At 44.9% G+C, this 18664-nt stretch carries 15 protein-coding genes; 7 read left to right on the forward strand and 8 right to left on the reverse strand.

Going from position 1 to position 18664, the window contains the following annotated elements:
* Positions 1-5: 5 nt before the first annotated feature.
* The gene (locus tag VEJY3_RS17375) at positions 6-1895 is read right to left on the reverse strand and encodes a beta-glucoside-specific PTS transporter subunit IIABC (RefSeq protein WP_014233714.1); all 1890 of its coding nucleotides are present in this window, start codon (positions 1893-1895) and stop codon (positions 6-8) included.
* Between the two features lie 408 nt (positions 1896-2303).
* Here VEJY3_RS17375 and VEJY3_RS17380 point away from each other — a divergent pair, with 408 nt between their 5' ends.
* Positions 2304-3746 (forward strand): glycoside hydrolase family 1 protein, encoded by a 1443-nt coding sequence (locus VEJY3_RS17380; protein ID WP_014233715.1) that lies wholly within the window; start codon positions 2304-2306, stop codon positions 3744-3746.
* A 56-nt stretch (positions 3747-3802) separates the two neighbouring features.
* On the opposite strand, the gene VEJY3_RS17385 is transcribed toward VEJY3_RS17380, so the two are convergent.
* On the reverse strand, positions 3803-4819 hold the full coding sequence (locus VEJY3_RS17385) for an AraC family transcriptional regulator (protein ID WP_014233716.1): 1017 nt from the start codon (positions 4817-4819) through the stop codon (positions 3803-3805).
* 128 nt (positions 4820-4947) lie between these two features.
* Here VEJY3_RS17385 and VEJY3_RS17390 point away from each other — a divergent pair, with 128 nt between their 5' ends.
* Genes VEJY3_RS17390 through VEJY3_RS17400 form a run of 3 tightly spaced genes read left to right on the forward strand, consistent with a single transcriptional unit; the run spans position 4948 to position 7326 of the window.
* On the forward strand, positions 4948-5709 hold the full coding sequence (locus VEJY3_RS17390) for an SDR family NAD(P)-dependent oxidoreductase (RefSeq protein WP_014233717.1): 762 nt from the start codon (positions 4948-4950) through the stop codon (positions 5707-5709).
* A gap of 41 nt (positions 5710-5750) precedes the next feature.
* Positions 5751-6263 carry a 2,4'-dihydroxyacetophenone dioxygenase family protein gene (locus VEJY3_RS17395; protein WP_014233718.1) on the forward strand — a complete coding sequence of 171 codons (513 nt, stop codon included), beginning with the start codon at positions 5751-5753 and terminating at the stop codon, positions 6261-6263.
* 4 nt (positions 6264-6267) lie between these two features.
* Complete coding sequence (locus tag VEJY3_RS17400; RefSeq protein ID WP_014233719.1) at positions 6268-7326, forward strand: zinc-binding dehydrogenase; 1059 nt, start codon at positions 6268-6270, stop codon at positions 7324-7326.
* 67 nt (positions 7327-7393) lie between these two features.
* Here the strand turns inward: VEJY3_RS17400 and VEJY3_RS17405 are convergent, their stop codons facing one another.
* Entirely contained in the window at positions 7394-8305 is a 912-nt protein-coding gene (locus tag VEJY3_RS17405) for a LysR family transcriptional regulator (RefSeq protein ID WP_014233720.1), read from the reverse strand.
* A gap of 224 nt (positions 8306-8529) precedes the next feature.
* Here VEJY3_RS17405 and VEJY3_RS17410 point away from each other — a divergent pair, with 224 nt between their 5' ends.
* A complete protein-coding gene (locus VEJY3_RS17410; RefSeq protein WP_014233721.1) occupies positions 8530-11409 on the forward strand; it encodes an amylo-alpha-1,6-glucosidase in 2880 nt (959 codons plus the stop codon).
* Between the two features lie 85 nt (positions 11410-11494).
* On the opposite strand, the gene VEJY3_RS17415 is transcribed toward VEJY3_RS17410, so the two are convergent.
* Complete coding sequence (locus tag VEJY3_RS17415) at positions 11495-13015, reverse strand: DEAD/DEAH box helicase (RefSeq protein ID WP_014233722.1); 1521 nt, start codon at positions 13013-13015, stop codon at positions 11495-11497.
* Positions 13016-13242: 227 nt separating this feature from the next.
* Here VEJY3_RS17415 and VEJY3_RS17420 point away from each other — a divergent pair, with 227 nt between their 5' ends.
* Positions 13243-13671, forward strand: coding sequence for a VOC family protein (locus tag VEJY3_RS17420; protein ID WP_014233723.1), 429 nt, complete (start codon positions 13243-13245; stop codon positions 13669-13671).
* 48 nt (positions 13672-13719) lie between these two features.
* Here the strand turns inward: VEJY3_RS17420 and VEJY3_RS17425 are convergent, their stop codons facing one another.
* The 3 genes from VEJY3_RS17425 to VEJY3_RS17435 all read right to left on the reverse strand — a co-directional run bounded on the left by VEJY3_RS17425 (position 13720) and on the right by VEJY3_RS17435 (position 17305).
* A complete protein-coding gene (locus VEJY3_RS17425; protein ID WP_014233724.1) occupies positions 13720-14430 on the reverse strand; it encodes a lipoate--protein ligase A in 711 nt (236 codons plus the stop codon).
* Positions 14431-14592: 162 nt separating this feature from the next.
* Positions 14593-15621: a hypothetical protein gene (locus tag VEJY3_RS17430; protein ID WP_014233725.1), complete on the reverse strand. Its 1029-nt coding sequence runs from the start codon at positions 15619-15621 to the stop codon at positions 14593-14595.
* A gap of 646 nt (positions 15622-16267) precedes the next feature.
* The gene (locus VEJY3_RS17435) at positions 16268-17305 is read right to left on the reverse strand and encodes a DUF4382 domain-containing protein (RefSeq protein ID WP_014233726.1); all 1038 of its coding nucleotides are present in this window, start codon (positions 17303-17305) and stop codon (positions 16268-16270) included.
* A 207-nt stretch (positions 17306-17512) separates the two neighbouring features.
* Here VEJY3_RS17435 and VEJY3_RS17440 point away from each other — a divergent pair, with 207 nt between their 5' ends.
* Complete coding sequence (locus VEJY3_RS17440; protein WP_014233727.1) at positions 17513-17752, forward strand: YdcH family protein; 240 nt, start codon at positions 17513-17515, stop codon at positions 17750-17752.
* A gap of 44 nt (positions 17753-17796) precedes the next feature.
* On the opposite strand, the gene VEJY3_RS17445 is transcribed toward VEJY3_RS17440, so the two are convergent.
* Positions 17797-18453, reverse strand: coding sequence for a cupin domain-containing protein (locus VEJY3_RS17445; RefSeq protein WP_014233728.1), 657 nt, complete (start codon positions 18451-18453; stop codon positions 17797-17799).
* Positions 18454-18664 lie beyond the last annotated feature (211 nt).

The following is an 18664-nucleotide window of genomic DNA, read 5'->3' on the forward strand; positions in this document are numbered from 1 at the left end:
TACCCTTAAGCCATTTGAATAACAGGCTGTCCAATTTCAATTTGTTTGTCTTCTTGATCTTGCTCGATCAGTTCAAATTCGTACTCATCACTGTTCATTACGATAAACGGTGTGGTGGTGTCATAACCCGCGTTAGCAATGCTTTGCAGATCAAATTTGATCAGTGGGTCACCCGCTTTAACTTGTTGGTCAAGTTCGACCAAACATTCAAAGAATTGACCTTTTAGTTCTACGGTATCGAGTCCGACATGAATCAGTACTTCAGCACCATTGGTGGATGTCATTCCGACGGCATGCTTAGTCCCAATAACCGATGAAATCACAGCGTCACATGGGGCTCTCACAATTCCTTCTGCTGGTCGGATAGCGACACCATCACCCAATAACTTTTGTGAAAAGCTTTCATCGTTAACGCTTTCAAGAGGAATAATCTCGCCTTTTAATGGGCTAACTAACGTCGCTGTCTTTTTCATTACAGGCGATAATTCTGGCGTTACGTTTAAATCATTTTTTTGCTTGTCTTCTGCTTCTACTGGATCTTCAAAGCCAACAAAATAAACCAGAGCGATGGTAACAACGATGGTGATGCCTGTGCCCAGCAGTGCACCAGTAAATGAACTTGGGTTATCTGGGTTAATCGCGTTAACTACGGTCAGAATGCCTGTCAGCCCTGCATAAGCATAGTAGTACGTGTTGAACAGGCTCGCGACCGCTGCACCAATTGCGCCGCCGATACAGCCGCAGATAAATGGTTTTTTCAGTCTTAATGTCACACCGTAAATTGCAGGCTCGGTAATGCCGAAGAAGCCTGTGATGCCTGCTGAATAGGCGGTCGTTTTCATGCGAGTATTACGAGACTTTAATGCGACAGCGAAAGCGGCAGCCATTTGTGCCACAACGGCGATACCACAGAAGGCTTGAATTGAGTCGTAACCAAAGTTTTCGTAGTTAGCTAGGACAATCGGAGTGGTGCCCCAATGCACGCCAAAGATAACCAATACTTGCCAAATACCACCGATAACAGCCGCGGCGACGACGGGTGCAACGTCGTACAGTGTGTTGTAGCCAGTTGCAATCAGGCTTGCCACGAAGCTGGTTGCAGGGCCAATTAATACCAGTGTCGCAGGAACCATGATTAACATGCAAAGTAGCGGAGTGAACAGTTCACGAACGACATCAGGTAGGACGCGTTTAATGTATCTTTCTACATAGCTCAATGCCCAAACCATGAAAATAGGTGGTAGCACCGATGCGGTATAAACGGTTTTCGCCAGCGGTAAACCTAAAAAGGTTATTAATTCACCATCAGCGATTCGCGACGCCATGTCTGCCCAAGATGGATTGATGAGTGCACATGAGCAAAGAATCGCAATAAGAGGGTTACAGTTAAAATGTTTGGATGCGGTGATGGCGATAAAAACAGGAAGAAAGACAAACGGTGTCCAGGACATGAAGTTCAGAACTTCAAATGCGCCAGTTCCGGCAACGCTTGGAGCCAGATAGTGGACGAAAATCAAAGCGCCCTGCAAGATACCAGCAGCAGCAAGAATATAAACAAAAGGAGCGAAGATGGATGACATCGACGCAATAATAGCGTCCATGAGTCGCACTTTTTCAGTACTTTCAGACATCAATGTCGTATCAACTAACGATGACATTGCGGCATAAACATCTTGTACGTGCGTACCGATAACAACCTGAAACTGTCCGCCACTCATGACAACCGTAATAACGCCTGGCATTTCTTTAATTTTGTCAGCAGCATCATCAGGCGTTTCCTTTAACACCAAGCGCAGACGGGTCGCACAGCGTGAAAATCTCGTGATGTTTTCTTGTCCACCAACTTGCGCAAGAATGTCTTTCGCAAGCTGAGCATAATCTCTTACCGCAGCCATAATATTCACCTTTCCCTTTATTATATTCACTTACAGCTAAGCTTTTGGAACCGGTTTCAGAATAGTTCTAAAGCGCTTTTTACATCAATAGGGATAAAAAGCAATAAAGAATTGGATCACAGAAACAATCGCCAGACGATTTAAAAACGCTATACGGATCTCTTTTTCTGGCGTTAAGAACACATTCAAGCGCGGCATTTAGGGTAAAAAACAACCAAAAATGATGATACCAAACGTTGGAGTTGGGTTCATTTTCGTCATCAATCAGCCTTAAAAAATATTTTTAAGTATCATTGTAACCGGTTTCATTTTGTGTTGTATTGTATAGAAATACATCTCGGAACTGAAGTGAACTTAGGTTTGAGTTGAGCGTTAAATATATTAACTTATTGAATAATGGTGAAATAAATGAGCAATAACGTTTTTCCAGAAGATTTTATGTGGGGTGGTGCAACCGCAGCAAACCAATTTGAAGGGGCATGGAATGTAGACGGTAAAGGACCAAGTACAAGTGATATGTTTAGTGGTGGGACTCATACCGTTGCTCGCCGAATCACTCGCACTATTGAAGAAGGTGTTCACTATCCTTCACATGAAGCCATCGACTTTTATCATCGCTTCAGAGAAGATATTGCCTTGTTCGCTGAAATGGGCTTTAAAACCTTCCGTTTTTCGATTAACTGGACCCGAATTTTTCCAACCGGCATGGAGCTGGAACCCAATGAAGAGGGTTTGAAGTTCTATGAAGACGTTATTGACGAGCTTAAAAAATACGATATTGAGCCATTAGTTACGATTTCACATTACGAACTGCCGTTCGGTCTGACTCAAGAATACAACGGCTGGGCTGGAAGAGAAGTTGTCGATTGCTACACACGCTACGCGGAAACACTGTTTAAGCGCTTCAATGGCAAAGTGAAATACTGGTTAACTTTCAACGAAATCAACATCGGTACGATGCCTATCGGAAACTACTTAGGCTTGGGAATCCTTAACGACGGTACCGAAGACTTTATTAGTCAGGTTGACTACCCGCAGCTACGTTTTCAGGCTCTGCATCACCAGTTTGTCGCCAGTGCAAAAGCGGTAAAACTGGCTCATGAGATCAATCCTGAGAATAAGGTTGGTTGTATGATCTGCTTCCTGACCACTTACCCGTTCACGTGTAATCCTGAAGATATCGTACTTGCTCAAGAACATATGAAAATGCACAACTACTTCTGCGGTGATATTCAGGTGCGCGGTCAATATCCGTACTACGCAAAACGCTACTTTGAAGAAAATAACATCGAAGTGAAAATGGAAGCGGGCGATGCAGAGATTCTTTCTGAAGGAACCGTCGACTACTACACACTAAGCTACTACATGTCGAACTGTGTTTCCGCGGATTCAAGTAAGGAAACGACTTCTGGTAACCTGATGGGCGGTGTTAAGAACCCATATTTGCAAGCATCAGACTGGGGTTGGCAAATAGACCCAATTGGTCTGCGTTACACACTGAATGAAATTTATGCTCGTTATGAGATTCCTTTGATGGTGGTTGAAAACGGTTTGGGTGCATTCGATAAAGTCGAAGAAGATGGCTCAATCAACGATAGCTACCGTATTGATTACCTGAAAGCGCATATTGAGCAAATGAGTGAGGCAGTAAAAGACGGTGTTGAATTGTGGGGTTACACACCTTGGGGTTGTATCGACTTGGTGAGCGCATCCACTGGTGAGATGGAAAAACGCTACGGCTTTATTTATGTCGATAAAGACAACAAGGGTGAAGGTACCTTAGATCGTAAAAAGAAAGCCTCTTTCGACTGGTACAAGAAAGTCATCGCTTCAAATGGTACAGAGCTTTAACGTTTACTTAAGTCGTTCAAGTAAATCAACCAACTGAAAGTAAAAGAGTGCTGATATTAGCGCTCTTTTACTTTTTCTAATTTATGATCTTTTCGCCACTGACTCGGTGACTTACCCGTCCATTGACGAAAGTGACGGCTAAAGACCGCCGTTTCGGCATAGCCAAGTTGTAGGGCGATATCGGTAATACTTTGGATATTTTCATTAAGGCGACGCTCCGCCAGGCTCTGCCTCACTTGTCTCAAGAGCAGGCTATAATTCTTCCCGCGCTCTTTTAATCTTATTTGTAACATTCTCGGGTGCATGTCTAATGCTCTGGCAACTTGTTCGACACTGCATTCACCTGTAGGCAATAATCGCCCAATCATATCTCTGGCTTGATCGCTCAGATTATCCGGATAGCGATTTTGCAGGTATTTAAGATGCTCCTGAAAGTGTCGATCTAACGCGTCTTCATCTTGATGGTTTCGAGTATCAAGCAGGCTCGCCTTGAGCATAATGCCGTTAAATTTCTCACCAAATCGAATCTTGGGAAGCGGGGCTGAGTTGTCGTTTCGGTTTTCCAAGCTGCCAAATTGAGTTAGGTACAGGGTGAAACTATTCATATCAATATTGAGTAAGTTCGCCATAAACCTAGCCATCTGCATGACACTCATTTGCATCAGTTGCGTTGTCACCTGTTCACTGTAGGTATCGATAGTTAAAGCAAGTTTCATCCAATCATCTTGTGGTGTCATCGAGAATTTAACACCGGAAGATTGCAAATAGAGGTAATCATTAGCACGTAATAATGCCTCTCTGACCGTTTCAGCGCGAGCGACCAGCATAGGTAAGTCACCTAAGGCATTAAAGCTTTGCCGTTGAGCCAATAAGACACCAAACATCGGTTCCTGACAACGTAACGCTGCGACTTCCAGCAGTTCGGCCAGCCTCGAATTGGCGATGTAAGTATCGGGATCGCGGAACTGGGCAGCAGAAAGCCCTGCCTGTTTCATTATTTCTATCGGATTCTGTCCGTGTTCAGAAACTAAACTATCAAATTTGTCTGCCGCACCGCTTCTAACGATATACATATCTCGATTTTGAAATGTTAATGGTTTGTGAATCGCAATATATCAAATTTTATTCGCAAAAGGTCAAGTGAGTGTCAATGAGTTGATCTAAGTTACATTTTCATAACATATCGTAGAAGGGAAGCTAAATGGAATTGATGAACAAAACTGCGATCGTCACTGGTGCCGCTGGTGGAATTGGTCAAGCCATCGTAGGCAAGCTACGTGAGCAGGGAGCGAACGTACTGGCAGTCGATATTTCAGAGCAGTCGCTTGACGTTTATAAAGACGCTGACCCGAAATCATTAAAAACCTTTTCGGCGGATGTGACGGATTTTCAGCAAGTGGAAGCCATGGTCAACTACGCTGTCGCGGAGTTTGGCAAGCTGGATATCATGATTAATAACGCTGGCATTGGTTTAGCCAAACCGCTGCTAGAGCATGATCCGGTCGCTGATTTTGAGCCCGTTTCTAAGGTAAACCAAAACGGGGTTTACTACGGTATTTTGGCGGCAGGACGTCAGTTCCAGGCACAAGGCACACCTGGAGTCATCCTTAATACCTCTTCTGTTTATGCGCAAATGGCGGCGGAAATGACGTTCACTTACAACGTGAGCAAAGCCGCGGTCGACATGATGACAAAATGTGCAGCTTTGGAGCTGGCACCGTTGGGTGTTCGTGTTTGCGCCATCGCACCGGGTCGCGTGGATACACCAATGTTGCGCCAATATGAAGCGATTGGCCTTTGGGACCACATCCGCAAAGAGCAGATGCGCGATACCTTTACTCAGACAGAAGAAATCGCAAACGTGGTTGCATTTTTGGTCAGCGAAAAAGCGAACTGCATCAACGGTTGCACAGTCAGTGCATCAGACGGTTTCGAGAATTTTAAATACCCACTACTGGGCTAAGACGTGGAAGTCTAATTACAACAAAAGCGAGGAAGCAAGTTATGTCATTACCAGAAGTTATTCAGCATCAGGATTTTCTGTTAACTCTAAACACCAATGAAGAGTCAATCATCAAAGATGCACTACCGGGTGTCGATGTTTACCCGCTGTTTCTTGACCCAGAAAACGGCACTTGGGTAATTCGAGCGAAGTTTAAGCCAGGAATTACACTACCTAAGCACTTCCACACGGGCGTGGTGCATTTCTACACGCTAAGCGGTATGTGGCACTACACCGAATACCCAGATCAAAAACAAACGGCTGGCAGCTACCTGTACGAGCCAGGCGGTTCTATCCATACATTCCACTGTCCAGAAGAGTCAGGCGGTGCAGATGGCTTTATGGTCATCCAAGGTGCGAACATTAACTTTGACCAAGACGGCAACTTCATGAACATCATGGACGCGGGTTGGATCGAGCAAGTGGTTATCGCAACGGCTAAAGCTCAGGGCATCACACCGCGTTACATCAAGCCAGGTGCGATTGCAGCTTTAAGCGACGAGCTTGGAGAGTAATTCCATGACAACAATGAACAGTATCGTAATGCAGGATGGCGGCGTTCACCTGCAGCAGGTGGATGTGCCTAAACCAGCACCGGGCCAAGTACTTGTTCGTAGCTTAGCGTGTGGTATTTGTGGTTCAGATTTACACATCGCACGTCATACGGACGAAGTATTTGATGTTTACCGCAAGCTTGGTGTGATGTCAGAAAGCATGGATGACCATACACAAGTCATGCTAGGGCACGAGTTTTGTGCGGAAATCGTCGAATACGGTGATGATACACAGCAAGCTTTGCCAGTTGGTAGCCGCGTGACTTCTGTGCCGATCCTCATGAGCCAAAATGGCGCTGGTGTTGGTGTGACTCCGGGTATTCATGGTGCTTACTCTGAATATTTCTTGCTTGATGAAGCACTGCTTCTGCCTGTTCCTGAGAATGTACCTTCAGAAGCTGCCGCGCTAACAGAACCTCTGGCGGTTGGTTTGCATGCGGTGAACCGTAGTGACATCCAGAACGATGAAGTGGCATTGGTTGTGGGTTGTGGTCCTATTGGTCTTGCGGCTATCACGGCGCTTAAATTGCGTGGTGTTACCAATATTCTGGCGGTCGATATTCAAGATGAGAAGCTGGAACTGGCGAAAGAGTTTGGTGCAACTCGCACGGTAAATCCGACCAAAGAAGACGAAGTTGTCGTCGGTGCCGAAGTTGCAGCTGGTTCGCGTCTGGTTATCTTTGAGTGTGTGGGCAAACACACCTTGATTGATGACTTTATTCGCCGTGCTCCAGCTGGCGCTCGCATTGTGGTGACTGGTATTCATACCACACCTACGAGTATCAACTATGCTTACGCGACCGTTAAAGAGCTTGATCTACGATTCTCTTACTATTATCAGCCACATGAGTTTGAGCAATGTCTTCAAGCCATTGCGGAAGGCAAAGTTCCATGGCAGAAAATGCTGACGGCGAAAGTGGGTATGGATGGCGTTGAAGGGGCATTTAAGCAACTTATGACACCAAACGACCACATTAAAGTTGTCATTGAACCTTGGCGAAATGGCGAGTTACAAGTCGTTTAATTTAAGTTGATTGCATAAGGGTTTTTACCTTACTCACGCCCCCACATACACTTGTGTTGGGGCTTTTTTATCTGAGTAATTTAGCTCGCTGAGTAATACCTGAGATTAAATCAAGGTGTGGCTCGGAGGTTTCGCGCCGATGACGATAAATTCCTACCGTTCCCGGTTTCGGTTCGTTTGCCATTCTTAGACATTGCAATCCAAAGGATTCGAGATAGGGTTGCAAATGACGGGTATATGACATGACCGCTACACTCTCTTTCAACATATCAATACTGGCAAGTAACGAATCCACTTCGTAGGTTGGTCTATCGTCCAATTGTTGTCTTTCGCGCTCATTCTGCTTTGGAATGGGATTATCGATAACGTGATTAAATTTTTTCGCATCATAAGTGACAGAGAGTGCAGGGTACTCGTGCAGCATTTCGTCTGTGACGACTTTTCCTAACAGAGGATGATCGGGAGAAACGAAATACGCATCCACGGTTTGAAATAAAGGAATAAAAGTGACATCACACTTAGAAGACAACCCGACGATTTCATGACCGATAAAAAACTCAATTTGTTCGTTGATCAAAGAATCCATGAGCCCGAGGTGATTACCAAACTCAACATGTGTAGATGCGGATGGCAATTTAGAAAGGTGATCATTAAGCGCTTGTTTTACAAACAACGGCCACCACGCATCGCCCGTTCCCATCTTTATCTTGCCGACTTGATATTGCCTTCGTTCTTCAATGCTCTGCATCATTTGGTTGTATTCGTGTTGCATCGCATTGCTGTGTCGATAAAGGATTCGGCCATATTCAGTTAAAACCATGCCATTGGGACGACGTTCGAACAGTGTTACGCCAATATTCTCTTCAAGTTTCTTCAAATTACTGGTCACGGTCGGTTGACTAAGCCCCGCCAATTTTGCTGCGGCACTGATGCTTTGACAGCGAGCAACCAGTAAAAATTGCTGCAGAGATTTATCCATTTCTACTTACCCCTTTTTAAGCGCGGGGTATTTTGCACACTTTCATGGAAGAATCACAAACTTGGCATTCAAATTTGTAGGAAAAATCTGAGATTCATAGATCTAAATCACCGTTGGAGGGTAGAGGTATAGATGCCATCTATAGCTAAGCGTTTTATACCTATTTTTCTCGTAAGAATGCGTTCCTTAGACTGACGCCCAAAATAACAATCTAAGGAATGAAGATGAAACCGAGCTTTATTGCACTTGCTGTCGCGTCTTGTATTGGTCTGGCTGGATGTGGATCTGATTCGTCAGAGGTCATTGAGCCTGTCGACAAACCTATTATTTCAGCAGATTTATATTTGCGAGGATTAAACGGGGATTGGGGCACGGCTGACCATGCCAAGCTAAACTATCTGGGTAACAATGAGTACGAAACCGTACTTCGCGTCGCTCGAGGTAGTAATCAGTTTAAGATTGCTGATCCGGGGTGGCAGATTCAATACACCTATTTTGAGGAGCCCGCGGCGTTTGATGAAGCTCAAGACTACTTGCCAAAACCCGACACCAATGAAGCGTGTATGAACGATGATTGCAACTCGGAGATCACGTTCGCAGACAAAGGGTATTACAAGTTTTCTGTAAGCTTTGCCGATGAAAGTCGTGCGACCATGACAGTGACAAAAGCAACCCAAGAAGAAGCAGAAAAATACTACTCTGATGCGATCTTAGATCCCGCAATGGTTCACGAGGGGCATCAGAGTAAAGAGGTGAAACTGTTCGCCAACTATGATGACTCTAGCGACACCGTTACTTTCTCAGTAAAAGACCCTGCTGCAGAGATGCGTGAGTTTGGTATTTCAACCACCACCGAGCTAAGAGATGCTCTGGATCAGGGCGTGGTTGTTAATGAGCAAGCGGGCCCAAGAGTTTTGTCGGGTGATGTGGCGTTCGATGCGCTGTTTGCATTGACGATGAAAGAGCTGGATCAACTTGCGGTTTCACAAATCCAAGATGGTAATTACAACTACAACAACCCAATTGAAGCCGAAGTTTTTGAGACGGGCGCAAAATGGCACTATGTCTGGACGCGAGATCTCGCCTATGCCGCTGATCTTTCTCTTGCTTTAATGAATCCAACTCGCGTTCAAAATGGCTTGAACTTTAAACTGTCTGCTTTCCGCGAAACGACAGAACAACAGTACGATGGTGAGCAAATTGTACAGGATACTGGTACAGGCGGAAGTTGGCCGATCAGTACGGATAGAACCACTTGGGCTCTCGGTGCTGAACGATTACTTTCGGCGCTGGATGGAGAAGAATACAGCCAGTTTGCTGAACGCGCTTATAAAGCGATCAGCAACACGTTAGAGGCCGATCGACTTGCTGCTTTTGACGCTAAATCAGGCCTTTATACCGGTGAACAGTCCTTCCTTGACTGGCGTGAACAAACTTATTCCAAATGGACGCCTGATGACGTGAATGCCATAGGCAGTAGCAAAGCGCTGTCGACTAACGTGGTCCACTACCGCGCGTTAAAACTTGCCGCGAAATTGGCCGAGCAATACGACTCGACTAATGCCGTGAAATACAGTGAATGGGCAGAGCAATTGAAGTCTGACATTAATACCCAGTTCTGGAATGCAGAGCGCGGCATGTATGTGAGTTACCTGTTCGACAACGGCAAAGACATCGCCGTCGATAAATACGACATGCTGGGTGAGGCGCTTGCGATCATCAGTGGCATCGCGACAGACACACAAGCTAAGCAAATCATGTCGAATTACCCACACAGCGAGTTCGGCGTACCGGTTTATTTCCCGCAACAACCAGATGTTCCCGTTTATCATAACCGAGCAATCTGGCCATTTGTGACAGCGTATAGCTTGCGCGCGGCTCATCAAACTCAAAATGTTGCTGCGGCTAATAATGCGATTCAATCTCTGGTCCGTGGAACGGCAACCAACTTGTCGAACATGGAAAACCTAGAGTGGTTATCGGGTAAATCTTTCATTATCCACAGTGATCATGGCGAAGATCCGAGTCTCGACGGGCCAGTTATTAACTCTCAGCGACAACTTTGGTCTGTCGGTGGTTACCTGAATATGGTGGTGGAAACCATTTTTGGTATCCATACCGAAACGGGTCAGCTTGAGATAAAACCGTTTATTACCAGCTGGGTGCGCAATCACTTACTTACTCAGTCTGATGAAATCACGCTGGAAAATTTTGCATTCAAAGGGAAAACTTACTCGGTGACGATCGATCTGCCTGAAGTCAGCGAAGATGAAACCGGCTACTATCCGGTAGAAAATGTCACTCTGGATGAGGATGGAAGCTACCGCGTGACATTAGGTGGATTGGTCAATGTTGAGAGTGAAGTAAAACTGGTCTCGGGCGTTGCACCATACGCCAGCGAAGATAGCCGTGTTTACTCGCCGCAAGAACCTACCTTGGTCGCGACATCCGCAGACAATTCAGTCAACATTGCTGTAGAGAGCAAATACAACGTGAACTTGTACCGCAATGGCGATTTAATTCAGTCTAACGTGGCTGCACAGACATATACAGATGTGCCAGAAGGTTTTGCCTGCTACATAGCGGAAAGCATCAATGATCAGGGTTTCCGTTCGAATCCAAGTCAGCCTGTTTGTATCGGTGAGGAGCTTCGTATCAAACTGGAAGGGAATTATCAGCCTCTTAAAGAAGATGTTTCTGTTGTCACCGTAAACAAAGACAGTGGCGCAGTGAATGGGCTGGAGTCGTTCTCAGTACCATCAAGTGGTACTTACCAGTTTGATGCTTGGTACAACAATAATTTGGGCCAGCTTAATACGGGGATCACTAACGCCGTTAAGCTGCTAGAAGTGACCAATGAGTCAGGCACCGTTGTTGGCCAAGGTTACTTGCAGATGGGGCATATTGGTGAAAACCAGGGCATGCGTTACTCAACACCCGTTGAAATCGCGCTTGAACAAGGTATGACTTATCAGATTGCGCTGAAGGATCATTTCAATATGAGTTATCTAAAATCGAACGAAACGTACATTTACGCGGGCGGTATTGAAGGTGAACTGAATGAAGCCCAAATTGCGGATATTCGTATTACTCCTTTGAAATAATTGACTCGTTTGGCATAAAAACAAAGCCGCTCATGTGATGAGCGGCTTTGTGGTTTTCAATCAGGTTAACGTGCCAGAGGCAGAGTTAGTTTGCTGGTTGTGGACGAGCCTTGCGACGCTGACCCGATGGCTTATTGCCGGCTGGTTTAGCGCCTTGTGGCTTTTTCCCGCCATTACCACTTTTATTTCCATTTGGCTTGTTGCCATTTGGTTGGGTGTTTGAACGCCCTTGACCTTCACGGTTACCTTTTGGTTTACCCGCTCCGGCTTGGTTAGCGCCATTTTTGTTGCCGGTGTTATTACCCTTGCCGTTACCATTGAAACGGCGCTTAGGTTTACCCGCACTGTTAGAGGCTTTTTTATCGGCAGGTTGCGTGTTGCTGCCTTCGGCTTGAGGTGCTTTTGGCTTTTTAGGTTTCTTTGGTTTTTTCGGCTTAATCGGACGCGTATCCAGTTTTGACTCTGGCACGACATTCGTTGGTGCGAAGCCATCAAGCTCTTTACGTGGCAACACTTCTTGGATCAAACGCTCGATAGCAAATAATTCTGGCGCTTCAATCGCACAAACCAGAGAGATCGCTTTGCCCACTTCGCCCGCACGACCAGTACGACCAATGCGGTGTACATAATCTTCAGCCACTTTTGGCAATTCAAAGTTCACAACTTGTGGCAACTGAGGAATATCAATACCGCGAGCGGCGATGTCAGTCGCGACTAGCACACGAATTTCACCCGATTTAAAATCAGCCAGTGCTTTGGTACGTGCACCTTGGCTTTTATTACCGTGAATCGCTGCCGCTGGTAGATTTTGCTCTACCAGGAACTTAGCCAAGCGGTTTGCGCCATGTTTTGTACGCATGAATACCAGTACTTGTCGCCAGTCACCATCATTAATCAGCTTCACCAGCATCGGCGCTTTTTTCTTCACGTCTGATGGGTAAATACTTTGTTCAACGGTTCGTGCTGTAGAGTTTGCTGGGTTAACTGAGATCTCGACAGGGTTGTTCACCAAACCTTTCGCAAGGTCGCGTATCTCATTTGAGAACGTCGCAGAGAACAGTAGGTTCTGACGCTGCTTAGGTAGTAAATCGAGAATCTTACGAATATCGCGAATGAAGCCCATATCTAACATACGGTCCGCTTCGTCCAGCACCAGTACTTCCAGTTGGTCGAACTTAATTGCGTTCTGGCTGTAAAGGTCCATTAGACGACCTGGAGTCGCGACCAGTACATCCGCACCTTTACGCAGGCGCAGCATTTGCGGATTGATCTTCACACCGCCAAATACCACGGCGCTCGTAAGCGGCAAGTGACGGCTGTACATGAAGACGTTTTCCTGCACCTGAGCCGCAAGCTCACGGGTAGGGGTCAGGATTAAAGCGCGAATATGATTACTACGAACGCGAGGTCCATTGGACAAACGCTCCAGGATTGGCAGCGTAAAGCCTGCTGTTTTACCTGTACCAGTCTGTGCTGCTGCCATGACGTCTTTCCCTTCCAATATTGCCGGAATTGCCTGAGCCTGAATTGGAGAAGGGGTATCGTAGCCTTTTTCCTGAATAGCTTTAAGGATTGGAGCAGATAGACCTAACGAGGTAAAACCCATATGTATGATTCTCAATTGTCGAGTTAGATAACAACGCGTCGAAATTAGTTTCGCCGCGAAAAGTGCGACATTCTGAGGCTTTTATGCGCGAGCTTCAACTAATTCCGTATTTGATCGCCATCTCATTTTTGTATCCACATTCAAAATCGCCCTTTACCTCAACTTAACTTGAGGTTCTAGAGTGAGTAGTAAGGACATGAAAGCGAGAAGAAAAAAGGAAATCACTAATGAAAAGTTACGTTGAACACGCCAATATCTCCGTAGTCGATGCTCAAAAGACGATTCAATTTTTAATTGCAGCGGTTCCTGAGTGGACAGTACGTGGCGGTGGAAAAGTGGATAACTGGTTTGGTCGAACGATTGAATGGTTTCACGTTGGCGACGACCATTCATATATTGCGATCTCTTCAGGAGGAAAAGGAGAAGCGAATCATTGGACATCGCAATTTACCGGCGTCAAACATGTTGGGATAGTGGTCCCAAATGTAGAGACGCTCATCGAACGCTTAAGGCTCGCAGGGTACGAACTGGATCATAGAGGTGATGAGCACCCGTTCAGAAAGAATGTCTACTATATGGAAGATCACGGCATGCAGTTTGAATTTATTGAATATTTTTCTGATGTATATAGTGAGAGAAATGATTACTCTCACTAACTGATTTAAGACGCTTGGAGCAGGATTCACATCTTGCTCCTTTTTAAGTTACGTGCGTTTGGCTTGTGCTAAAAAAGTACTGGTTAGTTGCTGAAATAGCGCGTCAACAGCTGGCCTATCTGTGATGTGATCGAATAATGGTGTGTGTACATCGCCACGAATAACATCGTTGTGACCGCAGAGTTGGTTACACAGTCGCACTGGCTCAACAATTTTGTCGACATTGGCATCGATCAGGATGCAAGCCTGAGACAAGACGACTTTTCCTCCGCCTTTTTTAAGTAATACACGTTGTGCGGTTCCGACGACTTTTTGCCCTCCAATATTCAAATTGTACTCACCATCACAGTACGAGTATGGTGTCGCGTGCACGTCTACCTTAACGCCAAGTTGTTCAAAAAAGACCGTTAAAATAGCGCACAAATCGAGGTAGGCTTTTTTTATGTCGTAGGGTTGATCTTCCGGCCAATGATAGATGTGAGATAGGTTGATGATCCCCGGAACTTGAGGAACTGGAGCACCACCAGTTTTGCGGGAAAATAACTTCCAGCCGGTGTTGTCCAGAGCGTTTTTTAATTCTTCCGATACTGGCCATTTCCTACCTGCTGGTAAAACTAAGGTCGGGCTTTTGACTTGCCAAAGAAGTAATACTTGCGAAAGCTGATTAGATTGAACCTGGGCGATTAGCTCATCTTCTTTATCAAAAACATCAGAGACTTCCGTTGCGACATAACGGATCAGTTTATTCTTTGCAGCCAAATATTATCCCCCACTTATTACCACCACTCGTTTTATCGCAGATACCAAAAGAATACTAGTTAGCATCTCATTGTTTGGGTTGCTTATCTCATAGAAGAAGTATCAAAGCAGGTTGGTTAAGCCTGCTTTGTTCTCTTTAGTTTGTTTCATCTCTATCTTCGACTAGTTTATATCAGCCGTTGCGATAGCGATTAAGTCGGTAAATGACAATGAAAAAGGCTGTTCTGTGTTCAACGCCTTGGCTGGAAACTCTATGCTTAATTGGGCATGTTCGGGAGCCTTTTGCACAAGTTGCGTGACGAACGTGCGAGTTTCTCCAGGTGAAATAGATAGATGTTTACTCCCGTGAGAAGAGAGTTCTGCAATGCCTATAGTTGGTATGCTGTTACCATCATTATCTTCAATACTGAGCAGAGACTCAGGTCTGTATAGAAGGTTTCCGCTTTCATTACGATAAGCGCTAAACGTATTGAATTGAGGCTCTAACTCGCCCCGAGCGCCGATATTCGTTACGGAGAAAGTTACGTTGGAACCGTCAAAGTCTTCCACTTTCACCATCACGTTATCGTTTTGATAGCTAGCAGCGGCAACTGCGCTAGAACCTTCTTCGTTGTTTTGCTCGTCGTTATTGCGTTCGTTCGATTCGCTCGGTTGTTTATTGTTTTGCTTTTTGAACATAGCGTAAGACTGATCTGCCATCGCGATGAGTGCAGGGATGGAGTAAAGGGTAAGACCTTCTAAATGGTCAAAATCTATTTTCGCATGCTGGGTCAGTTTATTATTTGAAAACTGGCAATAACCATCGATAAGGCTGATCAATGCCAGCTCATAGGTGCCTTTCAATCGCTCAGCTTCCTTCGCGGCCAGATTTAAATTTGATCTCATCCTTTGAATGTCATTGAGAGTGCGTTTGGGATAGCGGCCATTGGGCGAAACATCATTAGAAACCGATACCAGTTCTTCCGTTACAAACGGATTTTTTGCTGTCGGAATGACGGTAGTGATGTGGTTAGATTTCGTTATATCCTGACCGAGTAACATTACCATTTTTTGAGAGACTGATGTTCGGTTGGTTGCAAGTATGTTGTTGCAGTTTGGCGATGTTGCCGCGTATGAGTAGTAAACGGGAAAATAGGAAATTAGGACAGCTAAGCCCGTAACGACGAGTACTTTTGTTATTCGAGTTTTCATTCTGATAACCCCTCTGTCTCTTAGCGCGATAGGCTGACGTATTGCCCCCAGTCAACCTAATTGGTTCGCGCTTTCAGAATGGTTGTAATCAACTCCTAGTAGCAGGTTACCTTGTTATATTGCGTCTTCGTCACTTTGAAACTCTTTAAATCCGTACGTTCAAAAGTGCCTGATTTAGAGCGCATTAATGCTACAAAGTTGATGCCTTTTTCTGAAAGATAGACGTTACTTTTCTAACCATCAATATGCGGTTGAGAGCGTGAAGTGTGTCACATATAGAGGCGCAAGAAAAAACAGTTACTTACTGTAGAAAGTTGATTTGAAGGAAAAATATATTTTTTTGAAGGGAACTTTTTGTGGCACGAAGTTGGTGTTTAACAAATTAAAAAACATCAACAGTCAGTGTTCTTTGTTGGGTAAGTAAATCTATGCTTATCGTTTGTTTAATGCGTCAGCTAAGCAAGTTAAGGTAAGCGAAAATTCTTGAGCTGGCACGTTGGTAACGTTGAGTTGGAGAGCGGTTTGAGCTGGTTTTTATTTACCCACTCGTTACCTCTGATGAATTATGGCCTCAAAATACCTGCTTTGATTAGCGGTATTTTGAGGTCACTTTGGAATTGGTTGTACAACATTCTTAGATGAGGCGCTAGAAGTTTGCTTCGGTATCTGTACCCACTGAAACGCTCAGCCCACTGACGGAATCAAAGATACTGAATGCCTCACCTTCTACAAGTCCATCTTCCGAATCATCGTTCGCAGTACATGTGTAACCGACAGAATAGGTACCAGGCTCGACAAAGCCGAATTCATACGTGTAGTCTGTATTGTTGTCGGCTAGTGAAACGGCTGCTGCTGCGATTGGATCAATTTGTCCTTCAACGCCAGCAAATGGACCCATGTCTTCTTCGGCAACGTTACCTTCATATAAATAAACCGCTTGAGCATATCCGTTTCCAGTATCGGTATCGTTCACACAGCCTCCATACGTTGCAGCTAATACAACACCTTGGATATCACCAGTGGTGACCGTGTTAATCAGTGATACTGAAGTTCGTTGAATGCTATAACCTTCGTTTTGACCTGTACCATCTTTCAGGCCTCGACGCAGGTCAAATTCGACAACGTACTCATTGTTGTCGGGATTCACTGCGAATGTGTTATTGAAGAACAGAACTCCGGAGTTCTCTTCTTTACCCACACCTTGTGGGCAGGCTCCGTCCCCTTTTACCGTGAGTGGAATTTTGTTGCCTGTCAATTCATCGATGACATAGGAAGGGTAATCGGGATGGTCTCCATCGTTGGCAAAAACACAAAGCTTATAATTACCGACAGGAAGAAGTTCGCCATCTAAAAGATCTTCCACATCACTGCCTTGTACGTCCAACAAGTTCACACTGAGTGGAATAGGATCTTCGCCTTCAAGAAGCAGTTCACCATCTTCGTCAACATAGTTCCCTTCTTCATCCGTTTTGTATACTTCAAAAATTTGAGGTGTTTCATCGTCAATAGATAGGAAAGCGACTTTGCTGAATGTAACGACCACATCGGAGACATCATCAATGGGAGCATCGGATACAGAAAGTGTTACAGGAGTTGTCGCGCTAACGGAATCGCTGTCTGAATTACAGCCAAATAGTGCCATCGCCACTGCGACACCGACTAAGCTGAATTTTACGGTTTTCATTGGATGTACCTTCTCGCTGGAATTCTATTAAATGTAGTCGAAAAAGTAGTGAACGTTTTAGATGTCCTAACGTTTCAGTTGTTGGTGTTAGTTAAGTAAAAGTGTGGGCAATTCGACGATATATTGCCCGATGTAATGCTATGTTTATTAATGCACTGCTTAAAATATGAGCAAACATATACATCAACCATCCACCAAGAGGTCTATATGTTAGGTGAAAATCACTCATTAACTCATGAATTTCCAGAACATTTGGATACCATCTCCCATCTGTCAGCAAATGATGCATCCTTTGCTGAAAACGTGAGAAACTACAACGCCTTAGATAAAGAAATACGTGTTTTGGAACTGCAAGGTAACCCCATTGATGATCACGAGATGAATATACTGAAACATAATCGTGCTGAACTGAAAGATTGGTTACATTCCAGGATCATGGGTGCATAGCCAGCTAATGAGTATCGGCTCGTATCTAGGCATACGAGCCTTTTTTATTTTTGAACTGGCAGGTGCCCAGTCTTGACCCAAATCACCGTTTCTTCTCCGACAAATGGCGTGTGTTCACTCAAGTGCGGATTTCGCATCCAGGTATGCTTGGGATAGATGCCGAACTCATCTTGAAACTCGCCAGATAAAACTAATATTTCTTCGCCACCAAAGTGTTGGTGTGCATGAAACTGTTCTCCTTTCGGCCATTTCACTAGCGCAACACGTTCTTGACCAAATTCATGCAAAGGCATTACTTGAAGACCGCCAATTCCGGGGAGCCACTCTGCCTTATTGGTATTGATGCGTACTTCCGCAAGATCTTGCGGATCAAATTGGTTCAGTTTTACCAAAATGACACACCCTTCGTTACTGAACGGAGCATGATGGCTACCTGGAGGGTTGCGAATGTAAGTACCAGCAGGGTAATCGCCATTTTCATCAGAAAACACGCCTTCAAGCACTAAAATTTCCTCACCGAACGGGTGATAGTGCGTCGCAAAGCGTGATCCAGCTTCATATTTTACAATACTGGTGGTGTGCCCTGATTCTTTAGCTTCACGCTCTAATGGTTTACGCCAAACGCCTTTGGCCGGGCTGGCAATCCATTCTTGCTGAGTTGTGTTAATCACAACTCTCTGAGTGAAATTCATATTCAACATGCTGAAATTCCGAGACCTATTTTTAGCCGACCGTATTCATTCTATACATATCACACCCTAAACCGACTTAAAACCTACAGCAAGAGTGTATGAAAACTTGTTGGAAAAGGACGAATCCAAAGCTCCGACTGACGGAGGTACTGAAAAATACTGACCAATTGTATCGGATCGCTCACAACTCGCTCTTAGAATTTATCTATAGTTTTACTAG

The organism is Vibrio sp. EJY3 (assembly GCF_000241385.1).
Lineage (GTDB): Bacteria > Pseudomonadota > Gammaproteobacteria > Enterobacterales > Vibrionaceae > Vibrio > Vibrio natriegens.

Bases quoted from the DNA above. Each gene is read 5' to 3' on its own strand.
- VEJY3_RS17375 (WP_014233714.1), bottom strand. From the start codon at position 1,895: ATGGCTGCGGTAAGAGATTATGCTCAGCTTGCGAAAGACATTCTTGCG.
- VEJY3_RS17380 (WP_014233715.1), top strand. From the start codon at position 2,304: ATGAGCAATAACGTTTTTCCAGAAGATTTTATGTGGGGTGGTGCAACC.
- VEJY3_RS17385 (WP_014233716.1), bottom strand. From the start codon at position 4,819: ATGTATATCGTTAGAAGCGGTGCGGCAGACAAATTTGATAGTTTAGTT.
- VEJY3_RS17390 (WP_014233717.1), top strand. From the start codon at position 4,948: ATGGAATTGATGAACAAAACTGCGATCGTCACTGGTGCCGCTGGTGGA.
- VEJY3_RS17395 (WP_014233718.1), top strand. From the start codon at position 5,751: ATGTCATTACCAGAAGTTATTCAGCATCAGGATTTTCTGTTAACTCTA.
- VEJY3_RS17400 (WP_014233719.1), top strand. From the start codon at position 6,268: ATGACAACAATGAACAGTATCGTAATGCAGGATGGCGGCGTTCACCTG.
- VEJY3_RS17405 (WP_014233720.1), bottom strand. From the start codon at position 8,305: ATGGATAAATCTCTGCAGCAATTTTTACTGGTTGCTCGCTGTCAAAGC.
- VEJY3_RS17410 (WP_014233721.1), top strand. From the start codon at position 8,530: ATGAAACCGAGCTTTATTGCACTTGCTGTCGCGTCTTGTATTGGTCTG.
- VEJY3_RS17415 (WP_014233722.1), bottom strand. From the start codon at position 13,015: ATGGGTTTTACCTCGTTAGGTCTATCTGCTCCAATCCTTAAAGCTATT.
- VEJY3_RS17420 (WP_014233723.1), top strand. From the start codon at position 13,243: ATGAAAAGTTACGTTGAACACGCCAATATCTCCGTAGTCGATGCTCAA.
- VEJY3_RS17430 (WP_014233725.1), bottom strand. From the start codon at position 15,621: ATGAAAACTCGAATAACAAAAGTACTCGTCGTTACGGGCTTAGCTGTC.
- VEJY3_RS17435 (WP_014233726.1), bottom strand. From the start codon at position 17,305: ATGAAAACCGTAAAATTCAGCTTAGTCGGTGTCGCAGTGGCGATGGCA.
- VEJY3_RS17440 (WP_014233727.1), top strand. From the start codon at position 17,513: ATGTTAGGTGAAAATCACTCATTAACTCATGAATTTCCAGAACATTTG.
- VEJY3_RS17445 (WP_014233728.1), bottom strand. From the start codon at position 18,453: ATGTTGAATATGAATTTCACTCAGAGAGTTGTGATTAACACAACTCAG.